The sequence below is a fragment of the Psychrobacter sp. FDAARGOS_221 genome (assembly GCF_002313155.2).
Classification (GTDB): Bacteria; Pseudomonadota; Gammaproteobacteria; order Pseudomonadales; family Moraxellaceae; genus Psychrobacter.
The window spans coordinates 1,367,311-1,392,374 of record NZ_NWFK02000001.1 but is presented as its reverse complement, the minus strand read 5'-3'; the positions used below and the strand labels follow the sequence as shown (position 1 = coordinate 1,392,374).

17 protein-coding genes are annotated in these 25,064 nt (G+C 43.0%); 13 read left to right on the top strand and 4 right to left on the bottom strand.

The features are described from left to right. Window positions 1–486: 486 nt before the first annotated feature. Entirely contained in the window at window positions 487–2,667 is a 2,181-nt protein-coding gene (locus A6J60_RS05810) for a carboxy terminal-processing peptidase (protein ID WP_096065131.1), read from the top strand. Window positions 2,668–4,308: 1,641 nt separating this feature from the next. Beyond that, window positions 4,309–4,971, top strand: a complete 663-nt coding sequence (locus A6J60_RS05805; protein WP_096065130.1) for a Spy/CpxP family protein refolding chaperone — start codon at window positions 4,309–4,311, stop codon at window positions 4,969–4,971. Window positions 4,972–5,124: 153 nt separating this feature from the next. On the opposite strand, the gene A6J60_RS05800 is transcribed toward A6J60_RS05805, so the two are convergent. Continuing rightward, on the bottom strand, window positions 5,125–5,868 hold the full coding sequence (locus A6J60_RS05800; protein WP_096065129.1) for a YgfZ/GcvT domain-containing protein: 744 nt from the start codon (window positions 5,866–5,868) through the stop codon (window positions 5,125–5,127). Between the two features lie 389 nt (window positions 5,869–6,257). On the opposite strand from A6J60_RS05800, the gene A6J60_RS05795 reads away from it, so the two are divergent. Beyond that, the gene (locus A6J60_RS05795; RefSeq protein ID WP_096065128.1) at window positions 6,258–6,611 is read left to right on the top strand and encodes a zinc ribbon domain-containing protein YjdM; all 354 of its coding nucleotides are present in this window, start codon (window positions 6,258–6,260) and stop codon (window positions 6,609–6,611) included. Window positions 6,612–6,775: 164 nt separating this feature from the next. Here the strand turns inward: A6J60_RS05795 and A6J60_RS05790 are convergent, their stop codons facing one another. After that, complete coding sequence (locus A6J60_RS05790; protein WP_096065127.1) at window positions 6,776–7,669, bottom strand: DegV family protein; 894 nt, start codon at window positions 7,667–7,669, stop codon at window positions 6,776–6,778. Between the two features lie 465 nt (window positions 7,670–8,134). Between A6J60_RS05790 and ppk2 the strand changes: the two genes are divergently transcribed. Beyond that, the gene (ppk2, locus tag A6J60_RS05785; RefSeq protein WP_096065126.1) at window positions 8,135–9,268 is read left to right on the top strand and encodes a polyphosphate kinase 2; all 1,134 of its coding nucleotides are present in this window, start codon (window positions 8,135–8,137) and stop codon (window positions 9,266–9,268) included. 210 nt (window positions 9,269–9,478) lie between these two features. On the opposite strand, the gene A6J60_RS05780 is transcribed toward ppk2, so the two are convergent. Together A6J60_RS05780 and cydD are read right to left on the bottom strand one after the other, a co-directional pair. After that, a complete protein-coding gene (locus tag A6J60_RS05780) occupies window positions 9,479–11,323 on the bottom strand; it encodes an amino acid ABC transporter ATP-binding/permease protein (RefSeq protein ID WP_227526076.1) in 1,845 nt (614 codons plus the stop codon). Beyond that, on the bottom strand, window positions 11,320–13,227 hold the full coding sequence (gene cydD / locus A6J60_RS05775) for a thiol reductant ABC exporter subunit CydD (protein ID WP_096065125.1): 1,908 nt from the start codon (window positions 13,225–13,227) through the stop codon (window positions 11,320–11,322). The genes A6J60_RS05780 and cydD overlap by 4 nt, the downstream gene beginning before the upstream one ends. Before the next feature lie 640 nt (window positions 13,228–13,867). On the opposite strand from cydD, the gene A6J60_RS05770 reads away from it, so the two are divergent. From A6J60_RS05770 to A6J60_RS05720, 9 genes are all read left to right on the top strand, one after another. After that, window positions 13,868–15,466 carry a cytochrome ubiquinol oxidase subunit I gene (locus A6J60_RS05770; RefSeq protein ID WP_096065124.1) on the top strand — a complete coding sequence of 533 codons (1,599 nt, stop codon included), beginning with the start codon at window positions 13,868–13,870 and terminating at the stop codon, window positions 15,464–15,466. Next, complete coding sequence (gene cydB, locus A6J60_RS05765; RefSeq protein ID WP_264755591.1) at window positions 15,459–16,595, top strand: cytochrome d ubiquinol oxidase subunit II; 1,137 nt, start codon at window positions 15,459–15,461, stop codon at window positions 16,593–16,595. The genes A6J60_RS05770 and cydB overlap by 8 nt, the downstream gene beginning before the upstream one ends. A 27-nt stretch (window positions 16,596–16,622) precedes the next feature. Further along, window positions 16,623–16,772, top strand: a complete 150-nt coding sequence (gene cydX, locus A6J60_RS13675; RefSeq protein ID WP_096065122.1) for a cytochrome bd-I oxidase subunit CydX — start codon at window positions 16,623–16,625, stop codon at window positions 16,770–16,772. Between the two features lie 364 nt (window positions 16,773–17,136). Continuing rightward, window positions 17,137–18,435, top strand: coding sequence for a glutamate-1-semialdehyde 2,1-aminomutase (gene hemL, locus A6J60_RS05755; protein WP_096065121.1), 1,299 nt, complete (start codon window positions 17,137–17,139; stop codon window positions 18,433–18,435). 342 nt (window positions 18,436–18,777) lie between these two features. Continuing rightward, a complete protein-coding gene (gene ppx, locus A6J60_RS05750; protein WP_096065120.1) occupies window positions 18,778–20,295 on the top strand; it encodes an exopolyphosphatase in 1,518 nt (505 codons plus the stop codon). Between the two features lie 188 nt (window positions 20,296–20,483). Further along, on the top strand, window positions 20,484–21,281 hold the full coding sequence (locus tag A6J60_RS05745) for an acetyl-CoA carboxylase carboxyltransferase subunit alpha (protein ID WP_096065119.1): 798 nt from the start codon (window positions 20,484–20,486) through the stop codon (window positions 21,279–21,281). A gap of 256 nt (window positions 21,282–21,537) precedes the next feature. Then, a complete protein-coding gene (locus A6J60_RS05740; RefSeq protein WP_096065118.1) occupies window positions 21,538–21,723 on the top strand; it encodes a DUF2892 domain-containing protein in 186 nt (61 codons plus the stop codon). A gap of 99 nt (window positions 21,724–21,822) precedes the next feature. Further along, window positions 21,823–22,164 carry a carboxymuconolactone decarboxylase family protein gene (locus tag A6J60_RS05735; protein WP_096065117.1) on the top strand — a complete coding sequence of 114 codons (342 nt, stop codon included), beginning with the start codon at window positions 21,823–21,825 and terminating at the stop codon, window positions 22,162–22,164. Window positions 22,165–22,753: 589 nt separating this feature from the next. Continuing rightward, window positions 22,754–25,063, top strand: a complete 2,310-nt coding sequence (locus A6J60_RS05720) for an FdhF/YdeP family oxidoreductase (protein ID WP_096065115.1) — start codon at window positions 22,754–22,756, stop codon at window positions 25,061–25,063. Window position 25,064: the final 1 nt, after the last annotated feature.

Genomic DNA, 25,064 nt, shown 5'->3' with positions numbered 1-25,064 from the left:
ATTTGATTTATAAGGTCGCAGTAATAGTAATAGTCGCACGCTATTCCTAGATCTAATGACTTTTAGCTGTAATCAATTTTAGCTCTAATTACTTTACCTACCACTGTGATAACGTTAATAAGTGGTCTAATTGATAAAGAGATTGAGTTAATAGGTGATATGGATAAATTCACGATATGACTATTAATCACTGAAACTGAATAACTGTTACTGACGACTCCTGTTTGAATATTATTACAGTAAAGCCTGTAAAATAAAACAGGAAAGATTGCTTATACAGTTTTAGACAGTTAATTATGGTTTGGTATGCTAATATCAAAGCATTATTGTGTGCCACCCTTTAAACAAACCATGATGACCCATAAAATTATCATGACATAAACCATGAGCAGCCTGTTAAATAACACGTGAAATCATGGCAAAATAATAAAGTGCATCATGCCTCCAAACATCATGCTACAAGACAAGAATAGGTGAGAGAGTTTTATGAGATTTCAACCAACACAGCTGGTACTAAGTGCTGCAGCCCTTGGTGTCGCAGGGATCGTGTTTACCCACAGTTATACTGCCGCTGTTGCTGCAGACCATACGGCATTTGTTGCATCCCCGGAGCAGCAATTAACTGCTCGTCAAGTATCTGCCTTATTAGATAGAGGTCATTACTCGAATATAAGATTTGACGAGTCGATGGGTCAAAAAGTACTTGAAATGTATTTTGATCGTTTGGATCCAAACCATACCTTATTTTTACAATCAGATATTGATGAGTTAACCAAAAAGTATGGCAAAACGTTTGCGGCACGTTTGAAAAAGGGTGACTTAAGCGCAGCCCAGGATATCTTCAAGCGTTATACCCAGCGCTCAAACGAATACTACAACTTTGCCAATAAGTTTTTGACCACGAAAATTAATCTGAATCGTAATGATAGCGTGGTATTAGATAGAGAAGACGCGCCACGCTTTAAGAATAACTCACAGCAAAGAGCGTACTGGGAGCGTCAGTTAACGCTGCAAGTGATTAACCTGACACTGGGTCAAGAAGAAGACAAAGCACGTGACGAGCTGTATCGTAAAAATCCTGAATTAACCAAAGGTAATGACCTAATTTTAGGTGAAGATCGCAGCCCAAAAGAGATTTTATTAAATCGTCTTAAGCGTCAACAAGAGCAGCTTGATCGTATTACCAGTGATGAAATCATGGAGTCGGTGCTAAATAGTGCCACCTTAACATACGATCCTCATAGTAATTACTATGCACCGGTGCAGTCGGTCGAAATGCAAGTGCAGTCAAATCTGCAGCTTGAGGGTATTGGGGTATCGATCCGTCCTTACCGCAAAAACCCAGACTATACTCAAATAGTGACTCTTGTCGATGGTGGCCCTGCAGCTAAGTCAGGCAAGGTGCAGCCCAATGATTTAATTTTGGCAGTCGCTAAAGATGGCGAGACCCTACAAGACGTGGTGGGCTGGTCAACCCGTGAAGTGGTCGCTTTAATCCGTGGTAAGCGCGGCACTGATGTCACAGTGAAAGTGAAGCAGCCGAACAGTCCTGATGCAGCAGCACGTACTATCGTGTTGACGCGTGATGTGATTGAACAAGAAGATGCTGGCGTCAGCCAACGTGTGGTTACGGTGACCCCAGAGGGTAGTAATGAGCAAAAACGCATTGGTGTTCTAGAGATTCCAAGCTTTTATTTGAACTATCAAGCGCGTCGTAGCGGCCAAGATTATCGTAGCGTCAGCATTGATACCCAAAATGCTTTAAAAGAGCTGAATAAGCAAAACATCGATGGTCTAGTGGTCGATTTACGTAACAATCCAGGCGGTTCACTCGATGAAGTGGCCAAAATGCTAGGGTTGTTCATTAAAGAAGGGCCTCTGGTTCAGATTCGTGATAACCGCGGTAATGTTCAGGTTTATCAAGATGAAGACGGCGGTAAGCAGCTGTATTCTGGCGACATGGTTGTGATTGTCAACAAAGCCTCTGCGTCAGCGTCAGAGATTTTCGCTGCGGCGGTACAAGACTATGGCCGTGGATTGGTTGTGGGTAGCACCACGACGGGTAAAGGATCGGCTCAAGTACAGCTAGATAGCTTGGCTCTTGGCTCTGCAACCCTAACTCAGCGTAAGTTCTACCGTATCACAGGTGGCAGTACCCAGAATAAAGGGGTCGTGCCAGATGTTGAGTTGGTGAATATCTATGAAGGTGCTGAGTTTAGTGAGCGCGATCAAAAAAATGCGATGGCATGGGATACGATTAAAACCTCACCTTATAAGCCAGAGGGTCGATTCAGCAGCAATACGCTGGCGACATTAAACCAGCAATCTAAAATTCGTCAAACCACCAATCCGCAGTTTGTGTACTTAGATACGTTAAATAAAGTGCGCAATATGGAAGATGATAAAAAGCCGGTGAAGCTGAATATTTCAGAACGCCGTGCGCATCAAAAACAAGTTGAGCTACGTACTTTAGATGCTGAAAATGCGCGCCGCAAAGCGTTGGGTGAGAAGCCTTACGCGACTTGGACTGAGTATCAAGCAGCAGTCGAGGCGTTGTTTGAAGAGCGTAGTCGTATGAAGACAGATGAGCGTCCTAAGCTGCCTGAAAATGAAGCCTTTGTAATCGAAGCGGCAAAAATTATGCTGCAAGCGAAGGACAAAAAGTAGTGCATTATCAGGGACGTGTAAGCATATGCTTACAACACTAGACGCTTAGGCGACTATTACCTTACCCTGATATTTGCGATTATGGCTTTACGGCATCAAGGATGATGACTCAAAAGATTGAGTGGTTTGAATGTAACAGTTCAAACTATCGTATAAAGGATTATGCGAAGCAGTTATTAAGTCATATTTTAATATGACGTTTTAAATGCCAAGCAAGTAGGGAAACAAACACTTTGTTGTAAGCGTCATAGGATGTGGTGTTTAGGATAAAGGGAAATTGGAATGACAAGAGCAGGATGCTCGCTATTATCAACTATTCTAGGATGGGGTAGCAGATAGTAGGTCTGTTAGGATGACAACAGCGAAAGCCGCATAGCGAAAGTTATGCGGCTTTGTTGTTTCTTAAATTAGGTTTTCTCTTACATATGTATATATGGTTTCTTATAGGTTATCCCTTATTTTAAGCTGCTTTTTAAACTAAGTATCTTCTTAAATTAGTTTATAGCCAGTAGACGACTAATACATCAGTCTATTAGTATGATGAGCCCATAGCTGGTAGGGCCAGCAGGCCTATTTTAGATGGCCCAATGGAGTCAGCTAAAGGTATCTTGTAAGCATATGCTTACAGCACTAGACGCTTAGGCGACTATTATCTTACCCTGATATTTGCGATTATAGCTTTACGGCATCAAGGATGATGACTCAAAGGATTGAGTGGTTTAAGTAAGAGAGTTTAGTTTAAGTATGGCACTTAAAGTCTAAACCAGACTATTTAGACTATCGTATTAAGGATAAGGACTTATGAACAACACATTTAGTTTAATGGGGTGTCATAAGGTAGGGAAACAAACACTTTATTGTAACGGTCACAGGATGTGGCATTTGGAATAAAGGGAAAAGGAATGACTTAGAGCAGGATGCTCACTATTATTAACTGGTCTAGGATGGATCGGATGATATTAGCGCCGTCAAGGATGACAATAATAAAGCCGCATAGCGAAAGTTATGCGGCTTTATTGTGCCAGGTAGGTAGGCGTGTAAGCATATGCTTACAACACTAGACGCTTAAGCGACTATTATCTTACCCTGATATTTGCGATTATAGCTTTACGGCATCAAGGATGATGACTCAAAGGATTGAGTGGTTTGAATGTAACAGTTCAAATTATCGTATAAAGGATTAAGCGAAGCAGTTATTAGGTCATATTTTAATATGACGTATTAAATGCCAAGCAAGTAGGGAAACAAACACTTTGTTGTAAGCGTCATAGGATGTGGTGTTTAGGATAAAGGGAAATTGGAATGACAAGAGCAGGATGCTCGCTATTATCAACTATTCTAGGATGGGGTAGCAGATAGTAGGTCTGTTAGGATGACAACAGCGAAAGCCGCATAGCGAAAGTTATGCGGCTTTGTTGTGTTTTACAGATATCAAAAAGCCAGCCTTATGCAAAATAAATAAAAAATAGTCGCAATAATTAAGTCCAAAACTAAGGCAGCAATAATTAAGCCAGCGTTTATCGAGCTCGCCTCAGTTAAAGTTACCTTTCTTAATGTTTCATTAAGCAATATAACAACCAAATGGGTTATCATAATAGTAGATACAGACCCTGTCATTGATAGGCATTGAAGGAGGAAACGATGAAAAAGTTAGCACGAAATGCACTATTTATAGCTTCAGCCAGTTTGCTAGCGGTCGCTTGCGCCCAGAATGATGCAGTGTCAGATATGCAGTCACGTTCTGTGGGTCAGATGCATCATTCGATGCAGCAAGGTCATCATTACGGTCAAATGGGCCATATGAATCAAAATCATCCTATGTATGAGGTAATGATGGGCCAAGGACAGCACCATATGGGCGGGCAAGGTCATGCTACCATGATGCGTGGTGAGCATCACATGGGCGGTTATGGCATGCATGGTATGATGGGCATGGGTATGATGATGGGTCAGGGCGGTTATGATCGATTAAATCTAACCGCTGAACAGCAGTCAAAATTACAAGCATTAAGACAATCACAGGCTCAGGCATACCAAGGCCATCATGCCCAAATGCAACAAATGCATACTCAAGCTCAAGCCTTAATGAACAACCCTAATCTAGACCAAACAGCACTTAATAAGTTGGCAGATCAGCATGCGGCAATGTCAAAGGCCAGATTTATGGAAAATATGCAGTATATGCATCAGATGAACCAATTACTGACAGATGAGCAACGAGCCCAATTGCAACAACAAATGCAGCCCATGCAGCCACAACGCGGTGCTCAAAGATCTATGGGTAATGCGGCTGGCAGCCAATAGAGTAGAGCTGATTACTGATAGAAAGTAATTGAACAAAAAAGCGACCTAAATTAGGCCGCTTTTTTTAGTTAATCGTATTAATAATGGTGTTGTCGGTAACAGTACTGTTAAATCTTAACCATTATTATAAATTTTCACCGTTATTATTGATTATTAAGACTCAGGACGGGCAACACTGCCTTGTAATGGCTCAGGCAATGATAACACCTCAAGCTCAGAGGTCTCGATATGCTCAGGTCTGGCAACCACTAAGGCTTCAAAGCCATCATCAGTGGCAATGGCGTTGACCACTTTGATTTTATCCAGGCTATCACCGACAGCAGGAACGTCACCTGTGCCTTTGACACGATGTAAGAAGGCTTTCGGTGATGCTTTGAAGTAAATGCGGGCAATCACTTCTTGGCCTAGATAGCAGCCTTTGTCATAATCGACCCCGCCACGTTGATGTAAACGTAGCTCTTGAGGCTGGAACTGACCTTGTGTATCAGCCACGATCCAAAAGTTGCCGCTAGCAATACTTTCGCTCATCCAGGCTTCTGGTTGGCTATCGTCTGCATTATCGCTAAAGGTCGCCACTTTAGTGCCGTCTTGTTCAGCAACGTACGGATAAATATCGGTTGGTGCAGAGAAGTCTACTTTGAAAAATGCGCCATACTTTTTGAGGTGCGCCAGTAAGCCTTCTACGCAGTCACTACTGGTGACAATATCAAATTGGTTTTCAGCTGACTGTCTGATCCAAAGACCAAACTCAATACGGCCTTTAGTGTTGGCAATAGCAGATGGCTGGTAGCTGTCTGATACGCTTAGTTTTTTAGTGTTAACAGTGAGTTGGTTTTGCAAAAACTTACTGCTATCGTCACCGGATACGGTCAGTTGTTGAAAGTTAACAGTACTCATAATTAGCATCCTTTTTATTCATGTATATTTATGTGTTAGCGGGTTATTTATCATATCACTTACATTTAATAGGTCAGGCCCTTTAAGACATCAAGCGCTGACAGCAATATTTATAATCTATGCGTTATAGATGGGGATGATTTTCAATTTATCATCGCTAATGAGCAAAACATTCGCATTTAGGCTACAATAACCAAGCTAAGCTGCTACTAAGCATCTAACATTGTATAGCTTTCAAGGTTATTTAGTTGTTTAGTCAACTCTATAACAGTGGCTGTACTAAAGCTATCATACTAAAAGGCTATCTTACTAACAGGTTATCATTGTCAAAGATAGTGATTTAATAATTCAATTACTCGGTGTAATACTAACTTAATAATGAGGATATAATGAGCTTACCTAATTGCCCAAGTTGTGATTCTGACTTAACTTATGAAGATGGCGCATTACTTGTTTGTCCTATGTGTGGCCATGAATGGACTGCTGCTGAAGCAGAGAATGCTGAGTCTGCAGAGGCTGAAGCGGTTATCCGTGATGCGGTAGGCAATGAGTTGCAAGACGGAGATACCGTCACCGTTATTCGTGACCTAAAAGTAAAAGGGTCTTCTACGCCTATTAAAGTGGGCACCAAAGTGAAGAACATTCGTCTGCTACATGATGCGCCTGATGATCATGATATTGATTGTAAAGTTGATGGCTTTGGTCCAATGAAGTTAAAATCTTCTGTGGTTAAAAAAGCCTAAGTTATCAGTATCAGTTAGACAAAGGCTTAAGTTTAAATTTTAAGTCAATAAAAAAGCTCACCTTACACATGTCAGGTGAGCTTTTTTTATTCAGTCAGTTGATATCAATCAGTTAGTACCAGTCAGCCAATACCAATCAATTAATATCTATCATTTTATACCAATCAATTTATAACAGTCGTTTTGAATAATTGAGCAGCAGAAGGTACATCGCCTTTAAATACACATAAGCCTAATCCGCTCGGCCCGTGATTGGCCAATGAAATGGATGACACCGGCAACACTGCCAAACGATCAATGCCAGTGCGCTGCTTAATCATCTGCAAAAAGCGCTGATCTAAATCAGGACGGCCGGCACTCAACATATAAGCAAATGAATCTGGGCGCAGCATGGTTTCAGCCAGTGCATCAATCATATATTCAAACGCTTTATCAATTTTACGAATTTTACTAATCGGCACCACAGCGCCAGCATCAGAAACTTGCAGCACTGGTTTGATACTAAACAGATTGGCAAAGAATCCTGCAGCTCCAGACACCTTTTTATTTTTAATCAAATACGATAGGTCATCGGCGGCAAACAGCATCTGATGACTGCGGCGTAATGCATCTAAACGGGAAGCAATATCGGTCATGCTGTAATCTTGCTGCATCAAGCGATCGGCTTCTAAAGCCAGTAATGCCTCACAAGCATTGAGATCTTTGGTGTCATAAACATAGACATCCATGCTGTCTTGGAAGCTGTCAGCGACCTGTTTAATAATCTGATAGCTTTCACTAACCTGTGAAGATAGGGTGGTGATGAACACTTCTTTGACCCCTTTATTCTGCAGGTTGTTAAGCATAACAGCCACTTCATGTGCCGGCGCTGGCGAAGTACGCACAGGGGAGTGGCTCACCTCATTCATTAAATACTGTAAGCGCTCACTACTGATGTTTTTACCATCAATGAACTCTACGTTATTGACATGAATACGTAGACGAATCAGCTCAACATTATGGCTGATATCCATATCATCCAGCCCAGAAGAAGATGTGCTTAAAACTATGCGACTCATATTGGGCACCTATACCTATCTTTATTTTTGCTTGAGAACAATGTTTGTGTTTAAGAGCAATATTTTTGTTTAAGAATAATCAATGTTTGAAAATAAACCACTGGTTGGGTTTGTGTGGTCAATGGTCAACAGACCCTATGCTAAATAAGTGATAAAAACAATAACTTTATAATATTACTGCGATAAATCATAGCGCTAACTGAAAAAGAGGGCATCTTTTCGTCCAGTATATCTGTTAATCAAGCAAACCTTTTAAATAAGCGCATCTTTTAATCAAGCGCATTTTTAATCAATGGCCGTTAAACCATAACTTTTTTAAGGGATTGGAAGCTTGAGACTCAAAACAATTAATATATACCAAATAGTCAATAAAGGTGATTAAAATTCTTGCTATAATAGTTTAAAGAAACCTATTCAAGTATTGTGTTTTACTAAATAATGTTCTGCTTAACGTGAGGAGCGGTTATGTCAAAGAAATCAAAGAAGACCAACAAAAAAGACAATAAAGTTGAAAAGGTAGTCGATGACTATAAAACTGATGCCAAAGGCATTGAGCGTTATGAGACCACAAAAAAGAAAGCGGGTTCTCGTATCAAAACTAAAGAAGTCATTGATGAGGTCTTATTAAAAGATTTAAAAGATGGCAATGTTGAGGGTATCTCTGATCACCTGCAAGCTTTGATTCATGACGCCGCACCTGATGACTTGGTTAAGTTAAAAGACTTGTTTGCTGAACATGCTTTGGCTAATAAAGTAAAAACCGGTAGCAAAAGAGACGATGAGTTGTCTGATAACTGGCGTGAAGGTGGCTACCCTTACAAAAATCGTCTGTCGCGCAAAACGTATGAAAAACAAAAGTATCACTTACAGGTAGAACTATTAAAGCTACAGCGCTGGGTACGTGAAACCGATCAAAAAGTTGTGATTATCTTTGAAGGTCGTGACGCAGCGGGTAAAGGTGGTTCAATCAAGCGCTTTATGGAACACTTAAATCCACGTAGTGCGCGTGTTGTGGCACTTGAGAAGCCAACAGAGCGTGAAATGGGTCAGTGGTACTTCCAACGTTATATTCAGCACTTACCTTCAGTGGGTGAGATGGTGTTATTTGACCGCTCTTGGTATAACCGTGCCGGCGTTGAGCGCGTGATGGGCTTTTGTACCAATGAACAGTACGAAACCTTTATGAAGCAAACGCCTGAGTTTGAAAAGCACTTGATTGATTCAGGTATTCATCTGATTAAGTTCTGGTTCTCAGTGAGCCGTGATGAGCAGCGTCGCCGCTTTAAACAGCGTGAAGCACATCCATTAAAGCAGTGGAAGCTGTCACCGATTGATATGGCATCACTGGATAAATGGGACGATTACACCCTAGCCAAAGAAGCGATGTTCTACAACACAGACACTGCTGAGTCGCCATGGATTGTAATTAAGTCAGACTGTAAGAAGCGTGCGCGTCTAAATGCCATGCGTTATGTATTAAACAAACTTCCGTATGACGGCAAAGACAAGCAGCAAGTCGGCAACGTTGATCCATTAATCGTGGGTCGTGCTGGCGCTTTATATGAGCTGGGCGAAAAAGAAGACCTTGCGGTTGACTAATATTACCAGTAACAAGTATTACAAGTGATTGGTTGTATTAAATAAAGAGGGCGTGCTTAATGAGCACGCCCTCTTTTTATGTCATTTATAGTTATGTGACCTATGTTATCCCGCCTAAAACCATCGTCTATATAGTCTAACAACCGCTAAACCGTTAGGCTATTAACTACTTATTTTAAGTTAGTGATAGTCTGTGGCTGTCATTGATTGTTAGTAGTTATCAGTGTGACTGCTGTTTGAAAACGGATAAACACCCTCAGTAAGGGTCAAGGTGTCACACTCGCCCATATCCCACTCATGATGGCTGACCACGATGAGCAAATCATGCTGCTGATGCTGACGTAACTGCTGCCAGACATGCTCACGGGTCTGAGCATCTAGCCCTGCAAACGGCTCATCGAGTAGCAATACTCGGCGCGGCTTTAACAGCAATCGTGCCAACGCAATGCGTCTTGCTTGACCACCAGAAATTGCCGTACCGTACTCACCAAGTGGGGTGTCTAACCCTTGCGGCTGTGCTTGTAACCATTGCGATAATCCCACTTTATCTAACACAGCCAGTAGCTCATCATCACTGGCATCTGGTTTGCCCAATCTTAGGTTTGCGGCCAAACTTTGATCAAAGATATCTAACTGTTGACCCAAATAGCCCAGCTGATCTTGCCAATCATAATCAAACCAAGGGTGCTCATTGAGCAATACAGTGCCTGATAATAAAGGCAACTCACCGGCAAGCATTTGTAGCAACGTCGACTTCCCGCACCCTGATGGCCCATTAATGATTAATGGTCGTCCCGACTGAATATGGGCGTTCACATGTTGAGCACCGACCAAGGCCTGTGGAATTTTGGCACAGACATCTTGCAAGCTGGCACTAAGCTCAGAGTCGGGCAGGGGCAGTGATGCTGGCTGTTGTGATAACTGCAGCGCTGTTTGAGTCTGACTGTCAGGGGTTAGCAAATCATTTAAGCGGTTCTTGGCAGCAATACTGTTGCCCAAGGCTAAGAAGTGCTGTCCTAACGGTACGATAATCTCTTGAATACCAAGCAAGCCCAAAGTCACTGCCAGTGCAAGCGGTACATTAAAGGTCATAGGCGTTACATGGTTTTGGGTCAGCTGCAGTAATCCATATAACACCAATAGCAAACTACCATTAAACAGCCACTGTATGACCAACATGTAGGCTGAACGCTGCTTTTGCACTCGCCATTCGAGTTGTTGTAAGCGGTCATCTTGATTCACGTAATCTTTGGTTTGGGCATACCACTGCTGCCATAACAATAACTGAGTGATAATAGATAAAGGGGCGAGTAGCTTTTGGCGGCGTGCTTCAGCCACTTGCGATAAGTGACTGGCCTGGCCGATGCCTTTTAAGCTGGCATAAAAAGGCAGTAGCAGACTTGCTGCCAATAAGCCCACGATAATCAGCTTAACCCCTGTTGCAACAGGCAATACCCAACTGGCAAATAGCGCCAATAAAACAATACTAACGATGCCAATTAACCAAGGCGAAATGACGCGCAGCACAAACTCATCGAGCTTGTCGATATCACTGACCAAACGATGCATGTATTGTGATGCATGCAAGGTTTTACGTTGCTGTATTAACGGCTGTGCAGCCAGTTGTCTAAAAAAGCGTAGGCGCAGTACTTTTAATAATGAAAACACAGCATGGTGTGATAGCATCAGCTCACCGTAACGACCGGCAGTACGTGCCATTGCCATCACTCGGATGATGGCAGCAGGCATCATATAGTTAAAGCTGTGTGAGCCAATAGCGATCATGCCTGCTAATGCAGCACTGGTAATAAACCAGCCTGAAATCATCAGTAACGCCAACATGGAGAGGGCGGTAATAAGCCCTAACATCCAAGAAAACACCCACAAGTCAAAAGAGGGCTTCACTAAGTCACGTAAACGAAAGACAGCGGCTGGCTTTGTATTCAGATTACGATTAGCCAGATTGTCATTATTCAGATTACGATTAGCCAGATTGTCATTATTCAGATTACGATTAGCTAGATTGTGAGGTGTATGGTTGGCTGGCATGGTCATTGCACCTCTCCTGTATTTTGAGTCACAGCTTGCGGTAACGACAGCCTTATAACAGCATCGAGCCAATCAAGCTGTTGATGCGCATGGGTGATCCAAATCACGGTTTTGCCACGGCTGACTTGTCCTAACAGCTGATGAATACGCTGTGCTGTATCAGGGTCTAGATGCTCTGTGGGCTCATCTAACAGCCACAAGCTGTCATCACGCAATAGCAGCTGGGCAATGCCTAAGCGTTGCTGCTGTCCGCCTGACAGCCCTTGACCGCGGTCACCAAGTTGGGTGTCGATACCTTGCGGTAAATGCTGAATCAAATCCCACAGCTCTACCTGTTGCAGTGCTTGGATGAGCTGGTCGTCCGTGGCCTTTGGATTGGCCAAACGTAAATTATCAGCAATACTAAGCGGCATTAACGCCACTTGTTGTGCTAAATATCCAATATGCTGGCGTAGCGCGTGGATATCGACTTGCTGCATGGATACACTAGTCCAATTGCTTGGCTGAGCATCTGTCTGCTTAGAGGTTGTTTGTTTTAATGGTTGCTGACTAGGTTGTTGGTTCAGCTTCAGCTGCATATCACCTTGATAATCAACAAATCCCATTATGGCTTGCAGCAAGCTTGACTTACCGCTGCCACTATCACCGACTAAGGCAATACGCTGAGCTGGCAATACAGAAAAACTCACTGGTGCTAAGCGTGTCCGATATTGTGGTGTTTCAATAAGGGTTTGGTTGTCGTCTATGTCTGCGTCTGATGCATCAGAACTGACATCTGCAATCGGTGTGCGAATGCTTAAATCAGTGAACTGTAGACCAAAGGCTTGAGCTAAGCTAGAGCTGTAGTCTGTATTGTCATCGACACTGCCTTGCTCGCTATGCGTTTGATGTTGATCAGCCGCTTTAGCAGCCGCGATAATAGGTAGCAGGCTTTGTACTGCACCTTCGGCTTCTGCTTTGGCATGATAATCTGCGCCAAGTTGACGTAACGGCACATAAAACTCAGGTGCTAATAGCAGTATGAATAAAGCGCCAAAATAAGGCACCGGCACTACGCCCTTGTCCCAGGGTAAAATACCCATCAGACCAAAACCTAGATACACCGCAACCAGTGCAATACTCAATGCAGCGAGTAGCTCTAATACCGCACCATTTAAAAAGGCAATCTTCAACACATCCATCGTGCGCTTACGATAATCTTCACTGCTTAGTGCCAAGTCATGCTCAGCAATGTGAGTTGCTTGCAGTCGCTTTAGCGTTGGCAACCCGCGTATCCAATCCAAAAATCGACCACTTAGCTGTGATAGGGCGTTAAATTGCGCCGCACTTTTGCGTGCCGTTAAGTGCCCAATCAAGATCATAAAAATAGGTACCAAAGGCGCCGTCATTAGCAGTAACGCCGCGGCAAACTTGCTTTGCCAGGCCACAGCAAATAGCAGGATGATAGGGGTAGTCACTGTTACCTTTTTTTGGACGCTAAAGCGGCTAATAAAACCATCTAAGGCATCAGTCTGATCAATAATTTGACTCGATAAGCTGCCGTCACTACCAAAGTGGCGCAGGTTAGGTCCAAGGCTTGCCATGGTTGCCAATAGTGACTGACGTAACTGACTGCGTACGCGTAAGCTGGCTTTTGCACTGAGTAGCTCTCGGCCAGTATTTAATAAAGGACGCAATACAAAGCACAATAGCAATCCAAGTAGCCAATACGCTGAGATGTCAGTGGCTAGAGGCAACTGGTTAAAATAATTGTTCAACCATTGACTAAATAGGCGGGCAAGTAGCCAGGCCTGCCAAACAAACAGCAAGGTGCTGATGACGGTTAATAGCCAGGCCAGATTAAGCGGACCACGTACCTCGGCGACTAATTTTTTTAATAAGCTTTTTTCGGCATTAGAAAGTGTTGCCATAATGTATCTGTCTTAACTCTAAAAATGAATAATTAGGTGAATTATTCAAACAAAATGTATCAATATCAATCAGATAATCGATTAAATCATTATTTCGAGTATGGAATTAATTTTATGTGAATATCAGACAATTAACCACTAAAGTGATAGTATAGAGGGTGTAGTCTAATTTAAGTGTTTTTATTGTTATATTAATATAACAAACCACAATCTCTGATATCTAAAGTGGAAAGTAAATATTAGTAGTAAGTAAGTCTAGCTATATACTATACAATAATTATTTATATAAAAATTTATACTATAATTGTTTGTATAAATAAGCGTTAAAATATTCAATATTTTTTTATAAAAGTCTTAAGCAAAAAAGACGTTAGTGTTGCTATAAATTTTTCATAAACAATCAACTGACAATATCTATAACTAATCCCTATGAGTAATAGCAGTGGTTATAGATGTTGTCAAAATCATGGGTAACGCAGGATTAATCACTTAGATGGTTGAACAGTGCATAAGGAGTGGGTAAGTAAGGTAGCGCATGACAATAAGGATATTGGGCTAATAAGACGTAGCAATGCGATGCCGTTGTAGTGTGACAATCAGATGCTAGTGTGACTTAGTTCTTTTTTTTAGGAGGTTTAGTATGATTACTGAACATCTCGTTGATATATCCCGCTTACAGTTTGCGGTGACAGCGCTTTACCACTTTTTGTTTGTGCCCTTGACCTTAGGTATGGTCTGGATTCTGGTGATTATGGAATCTGTCTATGTCACGACAGGTAAGCAGATCTGGAAAGACATGACCAAATACTGGGGCAAATTATTTGGTATTAACTTTGCCCTAGGGGTGACCACAGGGATCACCATGGAGTTCCAATTCGGAACTAACTGGGCTTATTATTCACATTATGTCGGCGATATCTTTGGTGCGCCGCTAGCCATTGAAGGTCTGATGGCATTCTTCTTAGAATCTACCATGGTAGGTTTGTTCTTCTTTGGTTGGGACAGATTGTCTCGCGCCCAGCATTTGGTCGTTACTATACTAATGGCTTTGGGTACCAACCTCTCAGCACTTTGGATTTTGATTGCCAACGGCTGGATGCAAAGTCCAGTCGGCGCTTCGTTTAGTTATGAGACGATGCGTATGGAGATGGATAGTTTTGCGACTATCTTGCTCAATCCAGATGCACAGAACAAGTTCGTTCATACCGTGTCAGCAGGTTATGTGACCGCTGCGGTATTTGTCCTATCAATCTCTGCCCTATACCTACTACGTAAGCGTGATGTGGCGTTTGCCAAGCGCAGTTTCCAAGTGGCTTCTGCCTTTGGTTTAGCGTCTATCTTAAGTGTTATCGTACTGGGTGACGAATCTGGTTACTCTATTGGTGCGGCGCAGCAGACTAAGCTTGCGACTATGGAAGCCATGTGGCATACCGAGCCAGCACCAGCACCGTTTAACCTGATCGCAGGTATTAATGAGGAAGAAGAGAAGAACGATTGGCAGATTCAAATTCCTTATGCGATGGGTATCATCGGCACACGCTCGTTTGATAAAGAAATCCCAGGTATTCATGATATTAAAGAAGTCAACCGTGAGCGTATTGAGCATGGTATCACTGCGGTCGGCTTGCTTGATCAATTGCGTGAAAATCCACAGGACGAAACGCTAAAAGCACAGTTTGAAGTGGTCAAAGATGACTTAGGCTTTGGATTATTGCTTAAAAAGTATACCGATGATGTCTCTCAAGCCACGCCAGAGATGATTCAAAAAGCAACAGACGACACCATTCCAGCGGTAGCACCTATGTTTTGGTCATTCCGTGGCATGGTTGGTCTTGGCTTTTTAATGTTAGCATTGTTTGTAGCGGCAATGTGGCAAACCGTCAAAGGTAATTTTTCTGAAAATAGATGGCTACTGAAGTGGGCAGTTATTATGCTACCTGCGCCATGGATTGCTGCTGAGCTGGGTTGGTTCGTGGCCGAGTATGGTCGTCAGCCTTGGACTATTTATGGTGTGCTACCGACTCATTTATCGGTGACCAACTTTAGTGTGGCAAACGTTTATGGCTCATTGGCCGGGTTTGTTATCTTCTACACCATATTGCTTATCATTGAAGTGTACTTGATGATCAAGTACGTAAAACTGGGTCCTGCAAGCTTAGGTACAGGTCGTTATGACGGTGAAACGCCACGTAATGTTACCCCTGTGACCAGCAATAAGGAGACGGATCATGTTGTTTGATTATGAAACGCTAAAACTCATTTGGTGGTTGTTAGTCGGTGCCTTATTGATTGGCTTTGCCATCATGGATGGTCATGATATGGGCGTGTGTAGCTTGTTGCCTTTTGTCGGTAAAAATGACGACGAGCGACGGGTTATCGTCAACACGGTAGGCCCACACTGGGAAGGTAACCAAGTTTGGTTTATCACTGCCGGTGGTGCACTATTTGCGGCTTGGCCAATGGTCTATGCATTGGCATTTAGTGGTTTTTACTGGGCAATGATGGCGGTGCTTTGGGCATTATTCTTCCGTCCGGTGGGCTTTAAATACCGCAGTATGGTGAAAGACCAAAGATGGCGTAATGCGTGGGACTGGGGCCTATTCGTGGGTTCATTCGTGCCTGCCGTCGTGTTCGGTGTGGCGTTTGGTAACCTATTCTTAGGCGTGCCATTTAGCTTCGATAACAACATGGTATCGACGTACACTGGTTCATTCTGGCAATTATTAAACCCATTTTCTTTATTGTGTGGTTTGGTCAGTGCCACTATGTTGATTATGCAAGGCGGTGCTTACCTTGCGCACCGTACCGAAGATGCGATTCAAGCACGTACCATCAAATACACCATTATTTCAGCCATTGCGATGGTGGTATTGTTTGCAGCCGGCGGCGTATGGCTTCAGTCAATTGATGGTTATGCGATCGTGTCACAAATTGATCCTTCAGCGAAACCAAACCCATTGACCAAAGAAGTGGTGGTACAGTCAGGTGCTTGGATGGCAAACTTTGAAGCTTATCCTTGGGCTTGGGCATTCCCAGCACTTGGAGTTATTATGCCATTGATCACAGCGGGCCTATTAAAAGCGGGTAAAACGTTAACTGCTTTTGTGACTTCAAGCTTTGCGGTATTGGGCGTGATTATGACGGCGGGTGTCTCTTTATTCCCATTCGTTATGCCATCATCAACTGTGCCAAGCATGAGCTTAACCGTATGGGATAGTGTCTCTAGTCACTTGACCTTGATGGTAATGCTATATGTGGTAGTGCTATTACTGCCAGTGGTTGTGTTCTATACCAGCTGGGCGTATAGCGTGATGCGTGGTAAGGTGACGGTCGCTTATATCCGTGAAAATGATCACACCTCTTACTAACCCTTATAACTATTTTCGGAGAACATTATGTGGTACTTCGCATGGATATTAGGATTGGGTTTTGCTGTGTTATTGGCCATCGTTAATGCGATTTGGTTAGAGCATGAGCAAGGCCGCTTGGATTCCTATCCAAAAAAGAACAAGACGTTAGGGCAAGATGACCCGAATCAACCATAAGCACTATCAATAATAAGCGGGTATAATTGCTTTTATTATAGTTGCCAACGTTGCGTAGCAATCGTTGTATAGCAATTTGGCTTCGCTTGTTTGATAGCTAAGCTTGTATAATAACAACGATACAAAGTGAGCTCCTCGGAGCTCGCTTTTTTTTGTTAAGATGGTCATTCTAATGAGGGCAAGCAGTTAGTCCCTTAATGTAAGACTTTTAACCAAGCAAACTATTTCGAGTAAAACACTTAAAGTTAGTGATTACAAGTCACTTATTAAAAGTCGCTATTTATTATAAAAGTAGTTATTACTGCAATTTTCATAATTAAAATCAAAACAGTTTCCTTTCATCGATGACAGAAGAGTGTAAATTATGAGTACTAAGAACGAACAATTATTCCTACAAGCAAAAAAACACATTCCAGGTGGTGTTAACTCGCCAGTGCGCGCTTTTGCTGGTGTTGGCGGTACGCCAGTATTTATGCACAAAGCAGCCGGCAGTAAGATTTATGACACCGAAGACAATGAATACATCGATTATGTCGGCTCATGGGGCCCAATGATTTTGGGTCATGCGCATCCAAAAGTCATTGATGCGGTAAAAGCAGCGGCCGATGATGGCTTAAGTTTTGGTACGCCAACCACGTTTGAAACCTCAGTGGCAGATACCATTTGCGACATCGTGCCAAGTGTTGAAATGATTCGTATGACCAGCTCAGGTACAGAAGCGACCATGAGCGCCATTCGCCTAGCACGTGGTTATACTGGTCGTGACAAAATTGTTAAGTTTGAAGGCTGCTATCACGGCCACTCAGACAGCTTATTGGTAAAAGCAGGCTCAGGTATGTTAGATATCGGTGAGCCAACCTCACAAGGTGTGCCAGCCGACTTTGCTAAGCATACCATTACCTTGCCATACAACGACCCACAAGCGGTAAAAGACTGCTTTGAAAAATGGGGCGATGAGATTGCCTGTGTTATCGTTGAGCCAATCGCCGGCAACATGAACATGGTTATCCCAACTCAAGAGTTCCACAACACCTTACGTGAAGAGTGTACTAATGGCGGGGCAGTGCTTATTTTTGACGAAGTGATGACCGGCTTCCGTGTGGGTCTTGGCGGTGCACAAGGTCACTTTGGTATTGAGCCTGACCTGACCTGCTTCGGTAAGATTATTGGTGCCGGTTTGCCAGTAGGTGCCTTTGGTGGTAAGCGTGAAATTATGGAGTGCATCGCACCGATGGGTGGCGTCTATCAAGCGGGTACATTATCAGGTAACCCATTGGCGATGCGTGCGGGTATCGCTATGTTTGAAGATTTAACCGTTGATGGTTTCTATGACAAAGTAGCCGATAAAGTGACTTACTTAGTTGACGGTATTCAAGCCGCTGCTGAGAAACATGGCATCAAGTTACGTTCGACTAAGCTTGGCGGTATGTTCGGTCTATTCTTTGTGAAAGAAGACGCCACGGGTGTACCACAGAACTTTGATGAAGTGACTGCTTGCGATATGGATAAGTTTAATACTTTCTTCCATGGCATGTTAGAGCGCGGTATTTATTTGGCACCATCGGCTTATGAAGTGGGCTTTATGTCATCGAAGCACAGCACAGAAGACTTAGATGCGACCATTAAAGCAGCTGATGAAGTGTTTGCATCAATGGTCAGCTAGCGCTTAGTTGACGCTTCATCAAATTTATAGACTTATAGGCTTGGTCAACATGACAAGACCTGCAAATAAGATAACCGCGTTGATGAAGTAAGAACATAAAATCAGCGAAACACCATCTTAACCTTGATGAAGATGGTGTTTTTTTAGGCGCATTTCTTTTTGTTTATATTGTGCTAGATTTAGCCTATCGTATATAGAATTTGTTAGAATAGATGGACATAAATTGTCACAATTACCGGTTGTGACTGTGCAATTATCATTTTAGTGTAATAGACTTCTTTCGTTTTTTTAATGTCTTATCTTACGATACGGACAGTTTAATTTAAGGTAAAACAATCACTTATGCCCAATAATTTTCTTGAAAATGACGAACTGATGGCCGCTATTGATATTGGTTCAAATAGCTTTCACTTAGCAATTGCTCGCCTAGATCATGGAGAGGTTCGCAAAATAGCCTCTATGTCTGAAAAAGTGCAGTTGGCTGCCGGCCTAGATGAAAACAAGTTTTTAAGTGAAGAGGCGCAGCAACGTGGGCTTGATTGTTTATCTCGATTTATGGGTAGATTAGAGTCGGTATCAGCCGATCGATTGCGTATTGTGGCAACCAACGCCCTACGTCAGGCAAAAAACGCCGATGATTTTATCCAACGTGCCAATGAAATTTTGCCTAAGCCGATCGAAATTATTGCCGGCCGCGAAGAAGCGCGTTTGATTTATCTGGGTGTGTCACATACCAATGCCAGTAGCGAGCAGCGTCTGGTAATAGATATCGGCGGGGGTTCAACTGAGTTTATTATTGGTCAAGGCTTCGATCCGCTATTAACAGAAAGTTTGCAGATGGGCTGTGTTGCTTTTACTCAGAAGTTCTTTGAGTCAGGTGATATTGACGAAGATTCATTTAATAATGCCATCGCTGCTGCGCGTAAAGAGATATTGCGTATCAGCCGTTCTTATCAAAAAGCAGGCTGGAGCAGTGTTACCGGCTCAAGTGGTACTATCAAAGCGGTGCGTAATGTTTTAGTTTCAAAAGGCTGGGCTGATGATCAAGAGCGCATTACTTATGAGGGTGTCAAAAAGCTACAACAGCATCTATTAAAAATTGGCCGAGTCGAAGACATTGAGCTTGAGGGTGTAAAAGAGCACCGTAAAGCAGTATTCCCTGCCGGTGTCGCTGTGTTACGTGCTGCCATGAAAGTACTGGGCATCGAGACTATTGCTTATTCTGATGGCGCGCTGCGTGAAGGGGTAATGTACGATATGCTCGGGCGTTTTGCCAGTGAAGATGTGCGTGACAGAAGCGTACAGGCATTAATTGAGCGTTATTCGGTCGATAAAAAGCAAGCCAAACGTGTGGTCACAAGCTGTGAGCGCTTGTACGAAAAAACGCATGAGGCGTTAGGTCTAGAAAGTGAGGATAATGATCTATTACGTCGTACTGCTTATTTGCATGAAATTGGACTGGCAGTCAGTCACAGTGGTTACCATCATCACAGTGCTTATTTATTACAATACTCGGATATCCCCGGCTTTTCTCAAGTTGATCAATTGCGAATGGCACAGATTGCACGTAATCACAGACGCAAGCTTAAGTCAGAAGGCTTAGAGCAAGCACAGGATGTGGGCGGTGACAGCTTGGTATATCTGTGCTTACTATTACGCTTGGCCGTGTTGGTTCACCGTAGCCGCAATGATCAAGACAAGAGCGCATTAAAATTAAATATCATCGATAAAGACAACTGGCAAATCAGTGTCGAATCAGATGAAGAAGAACATGCTCTGCTGGTCCTTGACCTTAAAGATGATATCGATCAGTTTAAGAAGTGGGGTGTACAGTTGAGCGTGGAGTGCGACGCTGATTAGTGTTAAATGAGCGCATCGTGTGGAGCGCTTAGCTTAAGGTATGCATAGTTAGTAGTAAAAAATAAAATAGTCAGTGATAAATACACTGATAGTGAACATTTAATAGTTTAACGTTTAATAGTATAAATAGTTCAAAGGTAATAATAAAAAGGTTCAGCTACTCTAATAATAAAGATTAAGGATATGTTATGAGCGCAGTATGGGAAAGCGTCAGCTTAGCAAGACACGCCAAACGACCGTTGTTCTTAGATTACGTCGGTCAATTGTTTACAGAATTTGATGAGCTGCATGGCGACCGAGCGTTTGCTGATGACAGAGCTGTCATTGGTGGACTGGCCCGTTTTAATGGTGAGCCCGTTGTTATTATTGGCCAGCACAGAGGTCGTAGCACGCGAGAGCGTATCGCCCACAACTTTGGTATGGCTTATCCTGAAGGTTATCGCAAAGCCATTCGCTTAGTAAAAATGGCTGAGCGCTTTAAGCTGCCAGTAATGACCTTTGTCGATACCCAAGGTGCTTATCCAGGTGTTGATGCCGAAGAGCGTGGACAAGCACAAGCCATTGCTGAAAGTATCGCGACTTTTAGTAGTCTAAAAACTCCGATTATCGTTACTATTATTGGTGAGGGTGGTTCAGGCGGCGCACTAGCGATTGGTGTTGGTGATAAGGTTAATATGCTACAGAACAGCATTTACTCGGTTATTTCACCAGAAGGGTGTGCCTCTATCCTTTGGAAAACTGCTGAAAAAGCACCAGAAGCGTCTGATGCGCTGAAGCTAAACGCAGATAACCTCTATCAGTTGGGTCTAATTGATGCCATCATCGACGAAGGTGAGGGCGCACATTTAGATTCTAAGCTAACCATGAATAACCTACAACAGCTGCTTACTGATCAACTGGCAGAATTAAAGCAAGTTGATGTCGATGAGCTGGTAGAGCAGCGTTATCAACGTTTGAGAACCTTTGATTCTACTGTGGGTTTTTAGGATAACACTGAGGTTTTGACTCACGACTTGTCAGTGTTACTAAGAAACGAAACGTTGGTTTTTAAAAAGACAGCTATTTAAAAAGACAGGCTAAATGCCTGTCTTTTTTTTGTTTTTATTTTAGCAACTATCTTCTATCCATAAGTTAAACGAATACTTAGTTTGAATAAGACTGGCTTTTATTTATCGGATAATATATTATATATAAAAGTATATTAAATTTTAATATACTAATATTGAAAAAAAGGAGTGACTTATGAAAACCAATATAGGTAGCACTGATAAGACCTTAAGAATTATTGCCGGTATTATCATTATTGGATTAGGTATTTACTATGGTAGTTGGTGGGGAGCAGTAGGCTTGATTCCTTTAGTAACAGGGCTGACTCGTTTCTGCCCTTTATATACTTTACTCGGGATGAGTACCTGCAAAACGAAATAAGCTGCTCAGATAGGTCTTGGTAATAAATTAAAACCAAGCTAAGTTCAGCCATTTCTTAAATCAAATATCTTTTTCAATTAGCTTAGTGAGGAGAGAGCAGTGAGTAAATCTTTTAAAGACATTACCAGTCACGTCAGTAAAAACTTAGCAATTTTGGGTAAGAGTATTCCTGAGACAACCAAAGCTTTTTCAGGTTTAGCGCAGTCGGTATCTAACGACGGGGTGTTGGATAAAAAACAAAAAGAGCTTATTGCACTGGCGATTGCTGTATCACAGCGCTGTGATGCATGTATTGGGTTTCATACCAAAGCATTGATTAAGTTGGGTGCAACACGTGAAGAAATCGCTGAAACTTTAGGCGTTTGTGTTTATATGGGCGGCGGTCCAAGCTATATGTATGCTGCTGAAGCGATGGCGGCTTTTGAAGAGTTTAGTGCGTAACTCGCAACTGTCTTAATTAGCATAGTACAGTATTTATCATTAAACTCTAATTTAACAAGCATCGATTACTTAAACGTAGTCGGTGTTTTTTTGTACCCAAGATTTAACGATATGAGGGCTTAAAAGGCAATCGTGGTGATATCGTATTTCCGCCACTGTGGGGTGATGGGTCGTTTAATATTGGCGCGGGTATGGCACGTACTTATAAAGCGGCTGCGTTTGTGAAATATAACATGCCCATGAGCGTATAGACGAAAGGTTTACGGGTGCATGGCGGTATCTTAACTGAGCAAGTTGACGTCGATGAGCTGGTAGAACAGCGTTATCAACGTTTAAGAACCTTTGATTCTACTGTGGGTTTTTAGGGTAGTTTTTATTAAAGGTAATTTTTATTAAACACTATCTGGGTTAACCCAAAATATTCACAGTTTTATATCTCTGGTTATAACCTTCAATGGCGTCATGCTGTTGAAGGTTTCTTTTTTGTTTAGGATAGGTGCTAATGCAAGTGAGCAGTTGTATACTATTAATATAAAGTATGATTTTGCGATCTACTGATATATTTTTAATAGAATAATAAGGATTCATCATGCGCAAGATACCTGTCTATAATCACCCCGCTGCTGGCTGGTCTGCTTTAATCGATTCCAGCCGTGTTCTTATGGATTACAAAGCATTCTTACGTGGTAGCGCAAGTGTGTTTAGTAGTAATCAGCCCAAAGGCGGCTTTGATTGTCCAGGTTGTGCATGGCCGGATCACAAGACCCACAAAAGCATTGATGTGTGTGAGTCGGGCATTAAAGTATTGGCCAGTGAGGTGATGACTAAGCGAGCCGATGCTGCCTTTTTTGCCAAGCATTCAGTAAAAGAGCTACAAGGCTGGTCAGGCTATGAGCTAGAGCAAGCAGGGCGCTTAGCTCAGCCAATGCATTATGATGCCAAGCAAGATCGATATGTTCCTATTAGTTGGGATAATGCTTTTGCGCGTATTGCCGAGCAGCTAAAAAGCTTACAATCGCCGGATGAAGCACTATTTTATACCTCTGGTCGCGTGACCAATGAGCCGGCATTTATGTATCAGCTGTTTGTGCGTTATTTTGGCACTAACAACTTGCCAGATTGCTCAAATATGTGCCACGAGCCAACCTCAGTGATGTTATCTAAGCAAATTGGGGTGGGTAAAGCGTCGGTGGTATTAGAAGATTTCGAACAAGCCAAGCTGATTTTAATGTTTGGTCAAAACCCAGCCACTAACCATCCGCGCATGCTGGAGATGTTAGCGCATGCTCACAGTGAAGGCTGCCGAATTATTTCTATCAACCCGATGCGTGAGCAGGGGTTACAAAGATTTAGAAACCCACAAAAAGTCACCCATATGGTCGCAGGCTCAAGCGATGACATGGTCGATGATGTTATACAAATTCAAATTGGCGGTGATGCAGCGTTATTAACTGGTCTGGCTAAATGGCTGATTGATAATGACAAAGTCAATAAAGCCTTTATTGAGCAGCATACCTCAGGTTATGACGCGCTGAAGACATGGGTGCAAAATCAAACGTGGCAAGACATTGAGCTGGGCTGCGGTATTTCGCAAGCAGAAATTGTTGAACTGGCAAAATTGATTGCTGACAGTCCAGCCACTATCTGTACCTGGGGTATGGGTATTACTCAGCACGTACAGGGTGATGATAACGTGGCGATGGTGACCAACCTATTACTACTAATGGGTATGATAGGGGTTGATGGTGCAGGTGCGTCGCCAGTACGTGGCCACTCAAACGTCCAAGGCGATCGTACTATGGGCATCCATGAGCGCCCGGCCAAAGCGCTGCTCGATAGCCTAGAGCAAGTGTTTAACCGCCCAATGCCACGCGAGCACGGCTATGATGTGGTCCGTGGTGCCCAAGCAATGGTTCAAGGTAAAATTAAAGCCTTTGTTGGTATGGGTGGTAACTATTCAGTGGCAGCGCCGGACAGCACCGCCATTCAGCAAGCACTGACCAATAATCAGCTGAACGTGTTTGTGGCTACCAAGCTGAACGAAACCATGTTATATCCTGGTGTCGATAATATTATCTTGCCGTGCTTAAGCCGTACCGAAAAGCTAATTACATCAAAAGGCAATCAATTTGCCACGATTGAAGACTCTATGTGTCAGATTGTACCGACACGCGGCACTTTATCTCCAGTCAGTGACCAGCTGAAGTCGGAAGCTCAAATTGTGGCCGGTATGGCAACACATCTGTTTGGTGAAGACAGCGGTGTTGACTGGCAAGCCATGAGTGAAGATTATGATCTAGTGCGTGATTATATTGCGCAAGCCATCAATGGTTTTGATGACTTTAATAAGCGCATTCGTGAGAATGAACGTGGTTTTCATTTATATCATCCGGCACGTCATCATGAATGGCATACCGCGTCGGGTAAAGCACAATTTGAAGTGCCGCAGTATCCGATTACTTATGTCGCCAAAGAAATGCAGCAAACCACAACCTCTCATAAGAGTGGTAACGACAGTGATAGCCAACAGCAAGGCGGCGCACAGCAAGCGGTTTGGCAGTTCACTTCCGTGCGTAGTCACGATCAGTTTAATACCACTATCTTTGGCCATGAAGACCGTTATCGTCAGACCAAACGCCGTGACGTGCTGTTTATGCATCCTGATGAGATGGCGCGTATGGGTTGGCAACAAGGTGACAAGATTACCGTCACCCGTCAAGACAGTCAGGGCGGCGCGCGTCGTTTAGGGCCGCTTGTATTGACACCAATGGATATCGCTTCTAATGCGGTTGCGGCTTACTATCCTGAATGTAATGACTTGATGGATTTAGACAGTCATGCCCCTGACTCGCATATTCCGTCCTACAAGTCAGTGACTGTGGTGCTAGAGCGGGGCTAAG